This is a genomic window from Bacillus sp. RO1 (genome assembly GCF_012524115.1).
GTDB lineage: Bacteria > Bacillota > Bacilli > Bacillales > Bacillaceae_I > Sutcliffiella_A.
Window position 1 is genome coordinate 80,562 of the sequence record NZ_JAAZWB010000060.1, and the last position, 17,064, is coordinate 97,625.

Below are 17,064 nucleotides of genomic sequence, written 5' to 3' on the forward strand. Positions count from 1 at the left end.
CTAATCTAATTTCTCAAGCGACTCAATCAGCGCTAAAAGAGTCTGGCCGTTAAACGGAGTTTCCGCCTTTTCGACTTCATCCTTCATCTGCTGCACAAGCGACTGCCGCTCTTGAAACTTTTGAAATAACAAAAGCTTTTCTTCATATTGCTCAAGCATCTGTTCTGTACGTTTTATGTTATCATACACTGCTTGACGACTTATGTTATATTCCTCTGCTATCTCACCAAGGGAGTGATCATCTAAGTAATACAAAGACATATAGCTTCGTTGCTTTGGTGTTAACAACGACTGATAGAAATCATAGAGATAGTTCATTCTCGTTGTTTTTTCAAGCATCCTCTTCACTCTCCCTTGTTAAGTGAAATGCCTTTACAATAGCTTAGTTTACAGGTTGGGATGGGGAATGTCAAGTTTTTTTCTTGACCTGTGAGAATAGCAAGTATGTTAAATAAAATTAGTCTAAAAGACTTTAGTTTGTTGGTTGACCACCGCTATTCCTTTCCGCAAATGGCTTCGCTTTCCGCGGGACGGTGCTTGAGCCTCCTCACAACGTTTCAGGGGTCTCAATCTACCGTTTCTCCCCCGCTGGAGTCTCCGACATTTGCTCCAATCCACAGCTGAAAATTATGAGAACGAAATGATAGTTCTTTTTCATTTAATTCCGTTAGATGAAATCTCATAAGCCCTTCAATAAATGAGGTCACCTTGTTGATTGGAGTGGAAGGCGCGAAGACGCCCGCAGGAGGAAGGGACAGGTGAGACCCCACAGGCTGCAAGCCGAGGAGGCTCACGGACCGCCCGCAGGCAAGCGAAGCGCCTGGAACGGAAATCAACAGTTTCATATTCTATCTTGTTTTTTTAAAAAACCGCCCGTCAGATTAGAGGGGCGGCAAGTGGTAGTACGTTTTTTAGCTTTCTTGTGCTTCTTCTTTTTCCATCATATCTGCAAACAATCCATACACATATTGCTCTGCATTAAATTCTTGCAAATCTTCTGCTTTTTCTCCTAAACCAACAAACTTGACCGGAATTTTCATTTCATTGCGGATAGCTAGAACGATACCTCCCTTTGCAGTACCGTCAAGCTTTGTTAAAACGATTCCCGTAACATTCGTTGCTTCAGAAAAGATTTTTGCCTGACTTAAAGCATTCTGGCCCGTAGTTGCATCCAATACTAGAAGGACTTCATGCGGTGCGCCTGGTACTTCACGCTCAATCACACGCTTCACCTTTTCAAGTTCCTTCATTAAATTGACTTTGTTTTGAAGTCGACCTGCTGTATCGCAAAGAAGTACGTCAACTTTACGAGCTTTAGCCGCTTGGAGGGCATCATACATAACAGCTGCCGGATCTGAACCCTCTGATTGCTTGATCACATCCACACCAACACGCTCGCCCCATACTTCAAGCTGGTCGATAGCACCGGCACGGAATGTATCTCCTGCTGCAAGAAGTACGCTCTTTCCTTCCTGCTTCAGTTTCTTAGCTATTTTTCCTATAGAAGTAGTTTTCCCTACTCCGTTTACACCTACAACCAGAACTACCGTCAAGCCGTCTTGTTGAAAATTGATGGTTGGAGACACATCATCTCCAGCTTGATAAATCTCCACCAATTTTTCAGAAATGACACTTTGAACCTCACGGGGATCTTGGATATTGCGTCGTTTTACTTCCATTCGAAGCTCATCAATCAATTCCATCACGGTGTTTACGCCAACATCCGCTCCAATCAGGATTTCTTCTAATTCTTCAAAGAAATCCTCGTCGACTTTGCGGTAGCGAGCAACAAGATCATTAACCTTACCCGAAAAAGAGTCGCGAGTTTTCGTTAATCCCTCTCTGAATTTTTCCGTTACAGATTCTGTTTGGTTGGTAAGCTTTTCTTTCAATTTTTTAAAGAAACTCATTTTTTCATTCTCTTCCTCTCTATTTAACAAGTTCTTTGGATTCTTCTAACCGGACAGAGACCAATTTGGAAACGCCAGATTCTTGCATCGTAACTCCGTAAAGGACGTCACTGAATTCCATCGTTCCCTTGCGGTGCGTGATGACAATGAATTGGGTTTCTTCACTGAACTGTTTTAAGTATTGGGCAAAACGGTGTACGTTTGCTTCATCAAGCGCCGCTTCTACTTCATCGAGGATGCAGAACGGAACAGGTCTTACCTTTAGGATGGAGAACAGCAGAGCTATTGCTGTCAACGCTCTTTCTCCTCCTGACAAGAGGCCGAGATTCTGCAGTTTTTTACCAGGCGGTTGTGCCACAATATCCACGCCTGTATTTAGCATATCGGAAGGATCTGTTAACACAAGATCCGCTCTTCCTCCGCCGAATAGAGAACGAAACACATCGTGAAAGTGTGCGCGTATATTCGTGAAGGTGGTCTCAAAGCGCTTTTTCATTTCTTCATCCATTTCACCGATTACTTGGAACAAGGTATCCTTCGCTTCTTGAAGATCGTCTTTTTGCTCCTTAAGGAATGTATATCGTTCGCTTACTCGATCATATTCCTCTATTGCAGCGATATTGACTGTGCCAAGCTCCTCAATGGCCAGCTTGATTAACTTTACTTTTTTACGTGCTTCTTCGATCTCTATCTCAAGTGGATAATCTTCTTTTGCCGCTTCAAAGGACAGCATATACTCTTCCCTTAAATGGTGAAGTCTATTATCTAATTCCACATCTAGACGGTTCATTTTCACTTCTTCCGCCTTTAGAACTTCCGTAAGTTGTTTATACTGTCTTTTTAAATCTTTTAGTTGAAGCTCTTCTTGTTCCACCTTTTCGTAGTAAGAAAGCCTCTCAGCCCGGCGCTCTGCAATGAGTTTCATCGTGGTGTTTTTGTCTTGTAATTTTTCAGCTGCAGCCACTTCCAGTTTTTGTTCACCTGATGAATTATCATTCATTTCACTTTGTAAAAGAGATAAGTCTTCCTTAATATCATTTAATCTTTCTGTGGCTTGTTCAAGATCTGTTTCGATAGTAGTCACTTTTTCCGACTGGTTCGTAAGCTTTTCTTTTTTACTCGCATAATCCACTTTAAGTTGAGTAAGCTCGTTTTGCACGGTCTCCTTGTTTGCATGTTGCTCCAACTTTAAGGAATTTAGTTTTGAAATCTCTTTGTCTAGAGCAGCAATTTGCACTCCAACCGTTTTCAGCTCGGCATCTAGCTTTGCTTTTTTGTTCACAGCATCCTTCATGGAATTGGTGAGCTGTTGCTTTTCATAATCATATATACTTAAATGTTCATTGACGTTTTTCTCTTCCAGTTCCACTTCCCGAAGAAGACTTGAAACCTGCTGTTCTCTATACCTTAATTCCTCACCAATTCCCTTTAACTCTATAACTTGGGACTCTTTCTCTTCTATTTTCTTCTTGAGTGTTTTTACCTGATCCTCAAGCAAGGCTGTTTTGTTTTCCATCTCTTCTAGCTTTGCTGAAATGGAATCAAGCTCACGACCGCGACTTAAGAGGGAATTAGATTTTTGTTTAACAGCCCCTCCTGTCATGGAGCCACCAGGGTTTACTACATCCCCTTCTAGTGTAACGATGCGATAGCGATGCTGAAGGATACTTGCCAATGCATTGGCTCCTTTAAGGTCTTTTGCAATGACTATAGTACCCAAGAGGTTATGGACGATATTTTCATAGGCTGAGTCAAACTCCACAAGAGCAGAGGCAATTCCTACAAAAGCTTCATGTTGACTAATCTGGTTCATTTGATAGTCTGATAATGTCCTAGGCTTCATGACCGTCATTGGCAGGAAAGTGGCACGCCCAAAACCGTTCTTTTTCAAGTATTGGATGGATGCTCTCGCATTTTGTTCATTATCCACAACGATATGCTGCGTCGCGCTCCCAAGAGCAATCTCAATTGCCGTCTCTACATCTTGATTCACTTGGATAAGTTCGGCTACAGCCCCTTTTATACCAGTAAGCCTATTTTCATCCCTAGCTTTCAGGATTTCCTTTACACCTTGAAAAAATCCTGTAAAATCTCCTTGCATCGTTTCGAGCATTTCTTTTCTCGCTCGGGTTTGCTGTAAGAATTGGTATGCTTGATACAAGGTTGTTTCTTTTTTCTGGTAGGACTGTTTAAATTGTTCCAAACTTGCCTGCTCTGCTCTATAACGGTCTACAGTTTGATTCAGTTCTTCTTGTACCTGTTTATGGTCGGTAAGTACTTTTTCCTTCTTCTGTTGGGTATTAGTCCGAAGATCGACATATTTTCTGTTGCCCTCGTCTAGACGGGTTACCTTCATGCCTTCCTGCTTTTCTTGCTGCTCAAGATAGGAGATTTCGTTGCGAACAGATGCCTGTTTATTTAAAAGTTCAATATAGTCACTCTTTAAAGCATCTATTTTCGCTTCAATATTCATGTCAAACTGTTCGTTGATCACCTGTTTTTCCTTGAGTTGTTGCTCTGTTAATACTAATTCTTCACGAAGCTTATTCAAAAGGTGTTTTTCGCTTTCCAATTTGTCCTTTTGAACATGGATAAATTCTGAAAGCTCCACCGATGAATTTTCTAATTGGGCACGGTTTGTCGTCGCGTTTTTCTTACGCTCCTTCAGAACTTCCTTTCTTCCTTCAAGTTTCTCAAGTTCCGAACTCGCTACTAAAAGGGCTTGTTGCAAGGAATCAATGGATTCGTCCAAAGCGGCCACTTGATCCTTGTACTTTTCAAGTGTCGCTTCCTTTTGGCTTAATTCAGAAGATAGTACAAGCTCTTTTTCGGTACTATTTTTGACTTCCAAAGAATTTTTTTCCCATTTTTGATGAAGCTCTTCAATTTCGTGTACCGTGACGCCTACTTCAATTTGCTCAAGCTCTTCTTTCTTCTCCAGGTAATCTTTGGCAATGGAAGCCTGTATTTGCAATGGCTCCACTTGCCCTTCCAGCTCATGTAATATATCCGATACCCGGTTAAGATTCTCTTGAGTATCCATTAGTTTACTTTCAGCTTTCTTTTTTCTGGATTTGTATTTTAGGACGCCAGCTGCTTCTTCAAAAATACTTCGACGCTCTTCTGATTTACTGCTCAGTATTTCTTCCACTTTTCCTTGACTGATGATGGAAAAGGCTTCCTTTCCAAGACCAGAATCCATGAAAAGGTCTACTATGTCCTTAAGTCTGCATGTTTGTTTATTAATTAGGAACTCACTGTCACCAGATCTCAGTGCCCTTCTTGTAACGCTCACTTCCATATAATCTATTGGCAGGATACGGTTACTGTTATCTAAGGTCAGTGTAACCTCTGCCATATTTAATGCTCTTCTGCTATCACTGCCGGCAAAAATGATGTCTTCCATTTTAGAACCGCGAAGGGATTTGGCTGATTGTTCTCCAAGGACCCATCTGATGGCATCGATAATATTACTTTTTCCGCTTCCGTTCGGACCTACGACAGCTGTGACACCTGGTACGAAATCAACGGATATTTTTTCAGCAAACGACTTAAACCCTACTACTTCCAATCGTTTGAGGTACATATTCCTCACCTCATTTAGTTTCATTATCTTTTAAACGCCTCTGTTGATTTCCGCAAATGGCTTCGCTTATCCAGAGGGCGACCTTGAGCCTCCTCACAACGCTTCAGAGGTCTCAACATTGTCGCTATCCTCCCGCTGGAGTCTCCGCCTTTTGCTCCAATCACCAGCTAGAATTTATTAATATTTATGTAACAGAAAAGTAAGCGATCCTTGTGGTATTTTGAGACACCGTTGGATCGCCTATCTTCATTTTCTGACTTTTTTTAGTTTCTGAAGAGCGAACTGGGCCGCATGTTGTTCGGCCTCTTTTTTTGAACGGCCGACTCCAATTCCCATCTCTTCTTTATTCAGGGAAACCTTAGACACAAATTCTCGGTTGTGGGCCGGGCCTTTTTCTTCAAGCACTTCATACTCAATTACTCCAAGTGCATTGCGTTGTATCATCTCTTGCAGTTGACTTTTGAAATCCATCACATGAGAAAAAGCACCTTCATTAATTTTGGGGTATACATACTTTTCAAGGAAGGCGAACACGGTCTCTAGGCCAAGGTCCAGATACAGCGCGCCAATAAATGCCTCAAATACATCTGCAAGCAGCGCTGGTCTAGCTCTTCCGCCTGTAATTTCTTCTCCCTTACCAAGCAGTACATATTGACCGAACGAAAGTTCATTGGCGAATGAAACTAAAGAAGGTTCACATACAATAGACGCTCTTAGTTTTGTTAATTGACCTTCACTCATCAAAGGGTATTTCTTATATAAAAATTGAGAAATGGTCAATTCTAAAACTGCGTCACCCAAAAATTCCAAACGCTCATTGTCCTCGTAAGGTTTTCTGCGATGCTCATTCACATAGGATGAATGGGTGAAAGCTTGATATAAAAGTTTCTCATTATGAAACGTAACTCCTATTTTTTCTTGAAGCATAGCAAAATTCTTTTTTGTTGCTTCGTTTTTCATTTCATTTATTCTACTTCTGTTTCTGGTCATGTAAAGGAGCCTCCAACATACAATCTTCTTTCACTAAGATGGCAACGTTCTTCTTTTTTGATGATGAAAGTTGTATAACATTACTATTTTAACAAATTATTTATAGGATACAAATAGCAACTTGCCTGAAATTATATAAATTCGGCTATCTTTTATTGCTATTAGGCAATTCCTCGTTTTATTATTTCCGTAAAAACAAAAAGTCCCACCTTAGTGGGACAATCAAAAAAGATTAAGCGTTTGCTTTTATGTAGTTTACCGCATCGGCAACTGTTGTAATGTTTTCTGCTTCGTCGTCTGAAATTTCCATATCAAACTCGTCTTCAAGCTCCATTACTAGTTCAACTACATCAAGAGAGTCAGCACCCAAATCGTCTTTGAATTTGGAGTCAAGATTCACCTCGGACTCGTCTACACCTAAACGATCAACAATGATCTTTGTTACACGCTCTAATACATCTGCCATAACTTTCACCTCCCCTCAAGTATTATAGTGAATTTGTTTTTAAAAAACTAGTGTTTGTTGTTTCGAAAGTCTCCCTGATGACTTAATAGAGAATTCCGTAAGACTCCGCTGTTGATCTCCGCGAACGGTTTCGCTTTCAGCGGGGCGCTGCTGGAGTCTTCGCCTTTCGCTACAATCACCCCAGCTATAAATCATCAAAACCATAGATTACATCACCATTCCGCCGTCTACGTGGAGGGTTTGGCCGGTGATGTAGGCACTTTTTTCGGATGCTAGGAAAGATACGACTGAGGCAATGTCTTTTGCTTCTCCGAATCTTGCAAGCGGTATTTGCTTGAGCATTTCCGCCTTCACTTCTTCTGTTAATTTATCCGTCATATCCGTTGTGATGAATCCTGGGGCTATTGCATTTACGGTGATATGGCGAGAAGCTAATTCGCGTGCCGTTGATTTAGTAAGTCCAATCACACCTGCTTTTGCCGCTACGTAATTTGCTTGCCCTGCATTCCCCATTACACCGACGATAGACGCAATGTTTATAATTCTGCCAGATCGTTGCTTCATCATCTGACGTGTTACTGCTTTTGTCGCGTTGAATACACCTTTAAGATTAATGTTGATCACATCATCCCACTCGTCTTCCTTCATTCGCATTAGAAGATTATCGCGGGTAATACCAGCGTTATTGACAAGGATATCAATGGTACCAAACTGAGTAAGCGCTTCTTTCATCATTGCTTGTACGTCTTCCATATTCCCCACATTACAACGTACTGCGATAGCCTCGCATCCCAATTCTTTAATAGCTTCCACTACTTCATAAGCCTTTGCTTCGCTTCCTGAATAGTTAACAACTACATTTGCACCTTGCTCTGCTAATTCAAGTGCAACGGCACGGCCAATTCCGCGGGACGCCCCTGTGACAACAGCTGTTTTTCCTTTAAGCATTTGTAGAGTCCTCCCCTTTAAAGTGATCAATTGCTTTTTGTAGTGTTTCTTTATCGTAAACTGGTATGGTCGTTGCTCTGCGATTCACTTTTTTGATGAGACCTGATAGCACTTTACCAGGGCCCACTTCAACAAATGTATCGACTCCAAGTTCTATCAGTTTCTCTACAGATTGTTCCCATCGAACAGGTGAGTAGAGCTGTTCCACTAGCTTCACAGGAATCTCCGAAGCGCTTCTCATTTCATTTGCATCCACATTCGCAATGACAGGCATTGTTGCGTCATTAATAGATATGGAGGACAGAGTATCTTCCAGTTTGGAAGCTGCAGGTTTCATTAAACTGGAATGGAAAGGTCCGCTAACTACAAGAGGAATTACTCTTTTTGCGCCTTTTTCCTTCGCTTTTTCAGATGCTAGCGACACACCTTGTGCCGAACCGGATATGACAATCTGACCAGGACAATTCAAGTTTGCAAGTTGAACAGGTCCAGCTTGGGCGGATGCCTCTTCACAAGCTTCTGTCAATAGACTTTCTTCAAGACCAAGCACGGCAGCCATGGATCCAACACCAGCTGGAACTGCTTCTTCCATATATTTTCCGCGCATATGGACAGTATAGACAGCATCTTCAAAGCTGATGGCATTTGCCGCTACAAGAGCAGAATATTCACCAAGGCTATGTCCTGCTGTGTAGTCCGCATTAATACCTGCTTGTTTAAGCATTTGCAAAATAGCGATACTTGATGTCAGGAGAGCCGGCTGGGCATTGTATGTCAGCGTGAGCTCTTCTTGAGGCCCTTCAAACATCAAGGATGATAGTTTGTAGCCTAATTTCTCGTCCGCTTTCTCAATTACCGTTTGAACTTCTTTATATTCAGTGGCTAATTCTTGAGCCATACCAACAATTTGTGAGCCTTGTCCTGGAAAAACAAATGCAACCTTCCCCATTATTCTCCCCCGTTCTCTTGTTTAGTCACAAACTCCATTTTTTCAATAGTTCGCGCAATGGTACCAACCATATCTTTTTGTAGCATTTCGCGTGTTTGACGTATCGCATTGTAAACAGCATTGTCATCTGAAGAGCCATGGGCCTTGACGACTGGCGCCTTTAAGCCAAATAGAGCCGCCCCACCATATTCGGAGTAGTCCATTTTTGTTTTAATAGTTTTAAGCTTCGGCTTCAAGACTGCTGCTGCAAGCTTGCTTTTCAGGTCACTTGTCAGCGCCTCTTTTAACATATCAAAGACAGAAAGTGCGGTTCCTTCGATGGCTTTTAACGTGATGTTTCCGGTAAACCCGTCTGTTACCACTACATCTGCCACACCATTTAAGAGGTCCCTCGCCTCAACATTTCCGATAAAATGAACTGCATTGGATTCTTTGATAAATTCAAAAGCAGATTTGGCCAGTTCATTCCCTTTTTTATCTTCTGTTCCTACATTCAATAAACCTACACGAGGGGCCTTTACACCTCGAACTTTTTCTGCATAAATGGATGCCATTAATGCATATTGGAATAAATGCTCAGGTTTAGCCTCCGCATTTGCACCTACATCCAACATGACGAACCCTTTTCCGTCAACAGTCGGTAAAGTCGGTGATAGCGCAGGGCGTTCAATTCCTTTTATGCGGCCGACAATCAGAAGCCCTGCCGTCATTAATGCCCCAGTGTTCCCTGCTGAAATGCAAGCATCTGCCCGTCCCTCTTTCACTTCTTTGGCCATCAGGACCATCGAGGAGTTTTTCTTGCGGCGAACAGCCCTGACTGGTTCCTCATCTCCAGAAATAACCTCATCTGTATGTAAAATCGTTATTTGTTTTTCATTAGTTAAGTATGGTCGAATCTTATTTTCATCCCCAACAAGGGTAAAGGTAACATCACTATATTTTTCAACAGCTTTCATGACACCTTCCACAATCGTCTTTGGCGCATGATCGCCGCCCATCGCATCAATGGCAATTCTCATTATTATAACCTGCCTTTAATCAAGAACTTGTAGAGCGGAACATTTCAAACTCACCATGGAAGACTTTTTCACTGCCAACGGAGCTTTTCACTTCTACAGTTGTTCTACCTTTTTCTTTATCTACTTTACTAACAAAGGCTTTTGCCACAATTCTTTCACCCAATTTAACAGGTCGTGTAAATCGGATGGTAGCTTTTGCCGTTAACGCCAGTTCATCATTGATGACGGCAACTGCCAAAGAATTGGCCTGCGCAAACAAGTGATGCCCTCGTGTAATTTGATTTCGCTTAAAGACATGCTCACTTTGGACATCAAAAATGGAAATCGCGCTCTCATCTAATTGAAGGTCAATAATTTCACCGATTACTTCATCAAGAGGCAATGATTTCACTTCTTTTTCAAGCGTCCGTGCAGCCACGTTCTTTATTCTCTCCCTTAATTCAGGGATATTTAACTCCAGACGATCCAACCGGACTGTTTGGATGCTGACCTGAAAAAAATCTGCAAGTTCTTCATCTGTAATAAAAGGGTTCTCCTGTATCTTATCTTTTAAAGATAACTGGCGCTCCTTTTTGTTTCGTCTCATAAAATACACACCATCCGAACTATTATGACTAGGTACTAATAGTAGTATATATACATAAAAAGCATATTGCAAGACAAAATTTCGTGACATCGAAATAAAAAGGCAGAGAAAGCCACCTAAATAGCTTCACACTGCCTCTATCAATCCAACTTGTCACCATCTAATATCCCGGAGTGTTCGATCATTTCTCTTAACCCTTTATATTCCTCATCCACCCAAAAGCTATCGGAATAAAGAAGATCATAAGCATCCTGCCTCGCTACTTCAAGAGCACGGTAATCATGGACCATATCTGCCACTTTAAATTCAGGGACGCCGCTTTGTTTTCTGCCAAAGAAATCACCAGGTCCCCTCAGTTCCAGGTCCTTCTCTGAAAGCACAAAACCGTCGTTCGTTTCTGTCATGATTTTCATGCGTTCTTTCCCGACTTCCGATTTGGGATCTGCAAGCAGTATACAGTAAGATTGTTCACTGCCACGTCCGACGCGGCCGCGAAGCTGATGCAATTGGGAAAGACCAAAGCGTTCTGCATCATAGATCACCATCATCGTCGCATTTGGTACGTTAACACCAACTTCTACAACAGTTGTCGAAACAAGTAGTTGCACTTCATTTTGGCTGAAAGCTTCCATGACTTTTTCTTTTTCTTCAGAATTCAACCTACCATGCATTAATCCAATATTCCAATTTCCCCGGTAGTAATGTGTAAGCATATCGTGCACATCTATTGCATTTTGCACATCCAATTTTTCCGATTCCTCGATAAGCGGGCAGATGACATATGCTTGTCTACCTTTTTTAAGCTCTTTTTCCACAAACCCTAATACCCTATCAATCATCTGATGTTTCGCCCAGTAGGTCTCGATTGCTTTTCGCCCTGCTGGCATTTCATCAATAATAGAAACATCCATTTCTCCAAAGGCTGTAATGGCAAGCGTTCTTGGAATTGGCGTTGCAGTCATAAACAATACATCTGGATTTGAACCTTTTTCGCGGAGAACCCTTCGCTGTTCCACTCCAAAACGGTGCTGCTCATCAGTAATGACAAGGCCAAGACTTTTGAAATTCACTTCATCTTGTATTAATGCATGAGTTCCGACCAGAATATCTATGTCGCCATTAGACAATCGTTCCAAGAGCTCCCTGCGTCGCTTCCCTTTGACAGAACTTGTTAACAATTCTATGTTGACAGCCGTTTCACTAAATAAACTTGTTAAGGATTGCGCATGTTGTTCTGCAAGTATCTCCGTTGGCACCATTAACGCTCCCTGATAACCAGATAGGTGTGCAGCATATAGAGAAATTGCCGCAACCACGGTTTTACCAGAGCCAACATCACCTTGCAATAACCGGTTCATTCGGAAAGGCGATGTCATGTCGCCTATGATTTCTCCCAACACCCTATTCTGTGCACCTGTTAGCGGGAATGGCAGGCTGTTGATGAATTGGTCTAGCATTTTATCTGAAAACTGATGAACCAGTCCTTTTGTTTGCTCGCGTTTATATTTTCTTAATGCCTGAATCTTTAGCTGGAAAAGTAAAAATTCCTCATATACAAAATACCGTCTCGCATGCTTCAACATTTCTTGATTGACTGGGTTATGTAGCGCTTTTATTGAATCACCTTTTGAAGGTAGTTTGTACTTTTGTAAAATAGAGAGAGGGAGTGCACTTTCCAATTCGGATCCATATGTTTTCATTGCATTACTAATAAACTTACGCATTTGTTTGACAGTAATATTTCCTTTGACTGAGTAAACAGGTTCGACTTCACTTTCTTTCATGAATGGACCAAAATGAATTTCCATGACTGTAATAGTTTGTCTATGCTGATCCCATTTTCCGGTAATCGTGATAGTATCATTAATGGAAAGTTTATTCTTGTAATACGGCCGGTTGAAACATACCGCCTTCACTAAAAAACGGCCAACAAAAAATCGAAACGTAAGCCTGGATTTCTTTTTGCCAAAATACATAAGAGAAGGTTCCCCATGAACCTTCCCTTCAACCGTTATTTTCTCTTCATGTTTTACTTCTGATATATCTCTAAGCCTGTAATCTTCATATCTATATGGGAAATGCATCAGCAGATCTTCTACTGAGTAGATTCCCATTGCATGCAGGGAGTTTGCGGTCTCTTCCCCTATGCCTTTTAAGGATGTTACTGTTATCTCTGATAAATTAGTCACCTTTTTGTAAGGGAACACCAAATATTTTCGCTTCCAATTCACGACCAGTTGGTGTTGCCGCCAACCCTCCTTGTGCAGTTTCTTTAAGTGCAGTAGGCATGGTCTGTCCAATCTTGTACATCGCGTCAATCACTTCATCACACGGGATGGTGCTAGTGATCCCTGCCAGTGCCATGTCTGCTGCGACCATCGCATTTGCTGCACCCATTGCATTACGCTTTACGCAAGGGACTTCTACAAGTCCTGCAACAGGGTCACATACTAATCCTAACATGTTTTTAAGCGTTATGGCCATTGCTTGTGCACATTGATCAGGAGTTCCACCCGCCATTTCCACGATAGCAGCTGCCGCCATCCCTGAAGCGGATCCTACCTCAGCCTGACATCCACCGGCAGCACCGGAGATAGAGGCATTATTAGCAACAACAAACCCGAAAGCTCCTGACGTGAATAAGAAGTTAATCATTTCTTCTCTTGTCGGGTTAAGCACATTCTTGACGGCAAAAAGCGTTCCAGGAACTACCCCAGCAGAACCAGCTGTTGGAGTGGCACAGATTGTACCCATGGCAGCATTTACTTCATTTGTCGCGACTGCTTTACTTACTGCATCCAATATATTTTTACCTGTCAGGAAATTGCCTTTTTCAATATATTTTTGTAGAAGGACCGCATCTCCGCCTGTTAAACCAGAAACGGATCTTACTCCTTCAAGGCCTCTTTCTACAGCCTGCTCCATAATGGTAAGGTTTTTGTCCATCTGTTCAAAAATTTCTTCACGGGTTCTGCCCGTAAATTCCATTTCCTGTTCAATCATTATCTCTGAAATCTTCTTATTACTGCTTTGTGCAATTTCAATCAGTTCTGCTACATTACGAAACATGAAATTTCCCCCTTAAGAGCTATACATCAGTTGAAAGCGCTATCATTATTATTCTAAAAGCTAGTCTACAATTTTTGTAACTTGAGTGATGTTAGGTAATGCGGTTAGTTCTTGAATTACTGCATCATCAATATTTTGATCCACTTCTATGGTCATTAAGGCTGTTTTTCCTTTTTCCTTGCGGGAAACCTCCATATGACCTATGTTAATGGCGAACTTCGCTAATACATTGGCAACTCCAGCTATCGCACCGTAACGGTCATCATGCACCACAAGTAATGCAGGATGATTTCCTGAAAGCTTTAGAGCAAAGCCGTTAAGCTCCGTAATCTCAATTTTCCCACCGCCTATCGAAATACCGACAAGCTCCAATTCCCCGTGTTCATCACCGATTACAACTTTTGCCGTATTCGGATGGTCTGTGACGGCATCTTCTTCATGAAATGATATGGCAACTCCTAATGAATCTGCAATCTGAAGAGAGGTTTTAATTCTTTCATCAAATGTATCAAAATCAAGTAAGCCCCCGACAATTGCTACATCTGTGCCATGCCCTTTATATGTTTTTGCAAATGAACCGTAAAAGGATATATTTGCCCATTTTGGCTGCCTGCCAAAAAGACTTCTTGCCACACGCCCAATTCTAGCGGCTCCGGCTGTGTGGGAACTTGATGGTCCTATCATGACCGGGCCAATAATATCAAATACACTTTTATATTTCATGCCTGCCCACTCCCCTATGTCGGTTTGCTGTTAAAACCCTCAGCAAATTTTCTTTTTGTACACATACAAAAGAAGGGTGTTAGCCCTTCTTTTGTCTTCAAATATTATATTAGCCTACTCGATCGAAAAGATAAAGGAATATAGTGGCTGTTTTCCATTATGGACTTCCACTTCCACATCCGGATAGGATTCTTCTAATTCACTCACCAATTCTTCCACATCTTCTTCTGTTACATCTTCACCGTAGATGACAGTAAGAATTTCGGATTCTTCGTCAACCATGGAAGTAAGAAGTTCCTTTGCAGCGGTTTTTTTGTCTTTGTTAGTAAGAACAATTTTTCCGTCAGCAATACCCATGAAGTCATCTTTCTGGATTTCAACACCATCAATGTTTGTATCTCTGACAGCGAATGTAATTTGTCCAGTTTTTACAGAGCCTAGAGCTTCTTTCATTGTTGCTTCATTGTCAGCAAGCTCTCCTGTCGGGTTAAATGCAAGGATTGCTGCCATTCCTTGTGGAACTGTTTTACTTTCCACAACCGCAACGTTTTGATCAGCAACTTCTGCTGCTTGTTTTGCAGCCATGATGATGTTGCTGTTATTTGGAAGGATAATCACGTTATCGGCATTCACTTCATCGATCGCTTTAAGGATATCCTCAGTGCTTGGATTCATAGTCTGGCCACCTTCAATGACCGCTTTAGCTCCGATGCTCTTGAATAGCTCGGCAATGCCTTCGCCCATCGCAACCGTAATGATTCCAAATTTCTCACGCTTTTTGTTTACTTCAGGTTTTGGAGCAGGATAGTCATCCTCTTCAAAAAGTAGGTTGCTATGCTGTTCTCTCATATTTTCAATCTTCATGTTGATCAGGCTTCCGTATTTTTGACCATAAGTCAAAACATCTCCAGGCTGCTCCGCATGAATGTGTACTTTCACAATTTCCTCATCTGCAATAACCAGAAGAGAGTCCCCATATTGAGACAGGTCGTTACGGAAGTTTTCTTCTGTAAAAGGATTAGTTTTCACTTTTTCCTCTTCAAATTTAACCATGAACTCCGTACAATAACCGAACTCGATATCTTCTGTATTAATTGCAGAGTGAACATTTTTATGATGTTCTGCATTAACAAGCTCGTTCATGGTTGTTGTAGGCACGATATCTTCAATGCTTTGTCCCTTCAGCTCTGCAAGAAATCCTTCATAAATATAAACTAACCCTTGTCCGCCACTGTCCACTACTCCTACTTCTTTTAGCACAGGAAGAAGGTCCGGTGTGCGCTTAAGGGAAGCATTTGCTTCTTTTAATGTTTCTTCCATTAAAACGATGATATCTTCTTCATTTTTAGCAACCGCAACAGCTTTCTTGGCAGCATCTTTCGCTACAGTAAGAATGGTTCCCTCCACGGGCTTCATAACAGCTTTGTAAGCTGTTTGTACTCCTGCTTCAAGCGCTTGAGCAAAGTCTTTGCTGTTAATCGTTTCTTTAGATTCGATATGCTTAGAGAATCCGCGGAATAATTGAGAAAGAATAACTCCAGAGTTACCTCTTGCACCCATAAGTAGGCCTTTAGCCAGTGCCGAACCAACCTTCCCAATATGTTCAGAAACATTGCCCTTCACTTCTTTCGCTCCTGAAGTGATGGAAAGATTCATATTTGTTCCCGTATCTCCATCCGGAACCGGAAAAACGTTTAACGCATCCACTGTTTTAGCGTTGTTTGATAGATGATTTGCACCCTGGATGACCATTTGTGCAAAACGTTTCCCATTTAGAACTTTTACTGACACTAAATTTTCCTCCTTATTACGGGTTCGTAACTCGAACTCCCTGTACATAAATATTTAAAGAATCAACGGAAAGACCGAGCATTTGATTCAAGGTATATTTTACTTTAGTCTGTACATTGTGAGCCACTTCTGAAATCTTTGTTCCATAGCTTACGATGATGTACATATCAATATGTAGCTGATCTTCTTCTTGGCGTACGATAACGCCTTTAGTAAAATTCTCTTTTCTAAGTATTTCGGATAACCCATCTTTCAATTGGCTTTTAGAGGCCATGCCTACTATTCCGTAACAATCAACTGCAGCTCCACCAGCAATAGTAGCAACTACATCGTTAGAAATATCTATTTGACCATAGGATGTTTTTAGTTCGATGGACATAAAGGTTCCCCCTTCAATTGGATTTTTCACCTTGTCTACACGCTATTTTACTATAAAAACGTTCATTTTAAAAGCAGGCGGGTACTATTCTAATAATACTATTATTATACTGAATGCTAAAAACATGTATGTCAAGGTTTTTTTCTTGAAAGCTTTCCTTAGAACTATTGCAAAGTGTGGGGTAGTATGTTAAATTATATAAGTATTTTCAAGAGATTATTTTGGTAAAGAAAAATGATGCAGAAGGGTACTTCTATGGACGTAGACCTTATGTATGGTTTTTCTCGCAATAATAAGAAGGTACTTTCTTATTACTAATGAAAATATTGAATGATGTTTCTTTGTAGTTAGGAGGGAATTGAACATGGCACGTAAATGTGTAATCACAGGCAAAAAGACTGGTTCTGGAAACGCACGTTCTCACGCAATGAACTCTACTCGTCGTACTTGGGGTGCAAACCTTCAAAAAGTTCGCATTTTAGTAGACGGTAAGCCAAAGCGTGTATACGTTTCTGCAAGAGCTTTAAAATCAGGTAAAGTTGAGCGCGTTTAATTAATATTTGCGCACATAAAGAAGCGACAGGGAGCGAGTCTTCCTGTCGCTTTTTACTTTGGGTTGATTTATGAGGGAACGCTTCGATTTACATA

The 17,064-nt window shown here is 41.3% G+C and carries 15 protein-coding genes; 1 reads left to right on the forward strand and 14 read right to left on the reverse strand.

Annotated elements, in window-relative coordinates:
• The 14 genes from HC179_RS07750 to HC179_RS07815 all read right to left on the reverse strand — a co-directional run bounded on the left by HC179_RS07750 (position 1) and on the right by HC179_RS07815 (position 16,416).
• Positions 1-339: a putative DNA-binding protein gene (locus tag HC179_RS07750; RefSeq protein ID WP_148986536.1), complete on the reverse strand. Its 339-nt coding sequence runs from the start codon at positions 337-339 to the stop codon at positions 1-3.
• Between the two features lie 572 nt (positions 340-911).
• Entirely contained in the window at positions 912-1,910 is a 999-nt protein-coding gene (gene ftsY, locus HC179_RS07755) for a signal recognition particle-docking protein FtsY (RefSeq protein WP_168863810.1), read from the reverse strand.
• Positions 1,911-1,929: 19 nt separating this feature from the next.
• The gene (gene smc / locus HC179_RS07760; protein ID WP_168863811.1) at positions 1,930-5,496 is read right to left on the reverse strand and encodes a chromosome segregation protein SMC; all 3,567 of its coding nucleotides are present in this window, start codon (positions 5,494-5,496) and stop codon (positions 1,930-1,932) included.
• A gap of 246 nt (positions 5,497-5,742) precedes the next feature.
• Positions 5,743-6,456: a ribonuclease III gene (rnc, locus tag HC179_RS07765; RefSeq protein WP_168863838.1), complete on the reverse strand. Its 714-nt coding sequence runs from the start codon at positions 6,454-6,456 to the stop codon at positions 5,743-5,745.
• Between the two features lie 262 nt (positions 6,457-6,718).
• Complete coding sequence (gene acpP / locus HC179_RS07770) at positions 6,719-6,952, reverse strand: acyl carrier protein (protein WP_010193151.1); 234 nt, start codon at positions 6,950-6,952, stop codon at positions 6,719-6,721.
• A 207-nt stretch (positions 6,953-7,159) separates the two neighbouring features.
• On the reverse strand, positions 7,160-7,900 hold the full coding sequence (gene fabG, locus HC179_RS07775; RefSeq protein WP_168863812.1) for a 3-oxoacyl-[acyl-carrier-protein] reductase: 741 nt from the start codon (positions 7,898-7,900) through the stop codon (positions 7,160-7,162).
• The gene (gene fabD, locus HC179_RS07780; RefSeq protein WP_168863813.1) at positions 7,893-8,849 is read right to left on the reverse strand and encodes an ACP S-malonyltransferase; all 957 of its coding nucleotides are present in this window, start codon (positions 8,847-8,849) and stop codon (positions 7,893-7,895) included. The genes fabG and fabD overlap by 8 nt, the downstream gene beginning before the upstream one ends.
• The gene (gene plsX / locus HC179_RS07785) at positions 8,849-9,868 is read right to left on the reverse strand and encodes a phosphate acyltransferase PlsX (protein WP_168863814.1); all 1,020 of its coding nucleotides are present in this window, start codon (positions 9,866-9,868) and stop codon (positions 8,849-8,851) included. Before plsX ends, fabD begins: the two co-directional genes overlap by 1 nt.
• A 19-nt stretch (positions 9,869-9,887) precedes the next feature.
• The gene (gene fapR / locus HC179_RS07790) at positions 9,888-10,454 is read right to left on the reverse strand and encodes a transcription factor FapR (RefSeq protein WP_010193141.1); all 567 of its coding nucleotides are present in this window, start codon (positions 10,452-10,454) and stop codon (positions 9,888-9,890) included.
• A gap of 140 nt (positions 10,455-10,594) precedes the next feature.
• Positions 10,595-12,643, reverse strand: coding sequence for an ATP-dependent DNA helicase RecG (gene recG, locus HC179_RS07795; protein ID WP_168863815.1), 2,049 nt, complete (start codon positions 12,641-12,643; stop codon positions 10,595-10,597).
• Positions 12,636-13,523 carry an L-serine ammonia-lyase, iron-sulfur-dependent, subunit alpha gene (gene sdaAA / locus HC179_RS07800; RefSeq protein ID WP_148986544.1) on the reverse strand — a complete coding sequence of 296 codons (888 nt, stop codon included), beginning with the start codon at positions 13,521-13,523 and terminating at the stop codon, positions 12,636-12,638. The genes recG and sdaAA overlap by 8 nt, the downstream gene beginning before the upstream one ends.
• A gap of 60 nt (positions 13,524-13,583) precedes the next feature.
• On the reverse strand, positions 13,584-14,246 hold the full coding sequence (gene sdaAB / locus HC179_RS07805) for an L-serine ammonia-lyase, iron-sulfur-dependent subunit beta (protein WP_168863816.1): 663 nt from the start codon (positions 14,244-14,246) through the stop codon (positions 13,584-13,586).
• 114 nt (positions 14,247-14,360) lie between these two features.
• On the reverse strand, positions 14,361-16,037 hold the full coding sequence (locus tag HC179_RS07810) for a DAK2 domain-containing protein (RefSeq protein ID WP_168863817.1): 1,677 nt from the start codon (positions 16,035-16,037) through the stop codon (positions 14,361-14,363).
• A 16-nt stretch (positions 16,038-16,053) separates the two neighbouring features.
• A complete protein-coding gene (locus HC179_RS07815; RefSeq protein ID WP_010193134.1) occupies positions 16,054-16,416 on the reverse strand; it encodes an Asp23/Gls24 family envelope stress response protein in 363 nt (120 codons plus the stop codon).
• A 364-nt stretch (positions 16,417-16,780) separates the two neighbouring features.
• Here HC179_RS07815 and rpmB point away from each other — a divergent pair, with 364 nt between their 5' ends.
• The gene (gene rpmB, locus HC179_RS07820) at positions 16,781-16,969 is read left to right on the forward strand and encodes a 50S ribosomal protein L28 (RefSeq protein ID WP_010193132.1); all 189 of its coding nucleotides are present in this window, start codon (positions 16,781-16,783) and stop codon (positions 16,967-16,969) included.
• The last annotated feature ends 95 nt before the right edge of the window (positions 16,970-17,064 follow it).

What these genes read in the sequence shown, in the direction of transcription:
- HC179_RS07750 (WP_148986536.1), bottom strand. Translation starts at nt 339, where the DNA reads ATGCTTGAAAAAACAACGAGAATGAACTATCTCTATGATTTCTATCAG.
- ftsY (WP_168863810.1), bottom strand. Translation starts at nt 1,910, where the DNA reads ATGAGTTTCTTTAAAAAATTGAAAGAAAAGCTTACCAACCAAACAGAA.
- smc (WP_168863811.1), bottom strand. Translation starts at nt 5,496, where the DNA reads ATGTACCTCAAACGATTGGAAGTAGTAGGGTTTAAGTCGTTTGCTGAA.
- rnc (WP_168863838.1), bottom strand. Translation starts at nt 6,456, where the DNA reads ATGAAAAACGAAGCAACAAAAAAGAATTTTGCTATGCTTCAAGAAAAA.
- acpP (WP_010193151.1), bottom strand. Translation starts at nt 6,952, where the DNA reads ATGGCAGATGTATTAGAGCGTGTAACAAAGATCATTGTTGATCGTTTA.
- fabG (WP_168863812.1), bottom strand. Translation starts at nt 7,900, where the DNA reads ATGCTTAAAGGAAAAACAGCTGTTGTCACAGGGGCGTCCCGCGGAATT.
- fabD (WP_168863813.1), bottom strand. Translation starts at nt 8,849, where the DNA reads ATGGGGAAGGTTGCATTTGTTTTTCCAGGACAAGGCTCACAAATTGTT.
- plsX (WP_168863814.1), bottom strand. Translation starts at nt 9,868, where the DNA reads ATGAGAATTGCCATTGATGCGATGGGCGGCGATCATGCGCCAAAGACG.
- fapR (WP_010193141.1), bottom strand. Translation starts at nt 10,454, where the DNA reads ATGAGACGAAACAAAAAGGAGCGCCAGTTATCTTTAAAAGATAAGATA.
- sdaAA (WP_148986544.1), bottom strand. Translation starts at nt 13,523, where the DNA reads ATGTTTCGTAATGTAGCAGAACTGATTGAAATTGCACAAAGCAGTAAT.
- sdaAB (WP_168863816.1), bottom strand. Translation starts at nt 14,246, where the DNA reads ATGAAATATAAAAGTGTATTTGATATTATTGGCCCGGTCATGATAGGA.
- HC179_RS07815 (WP_010193134.1), bottom strand. Translation starts at nt 16,416, where the DNA reads ATGTCCATCGAACTAAAAACATCCTATGGTCAAATAGATATTTCTAAC.
- rpmB (WP_010193132.1), top strand. Translation starts at nt 16,781, where the DNA reads ATGGCACGTAAATGTGTAATCACAGGCAAAAAGACTGGTTCTGGAAAC.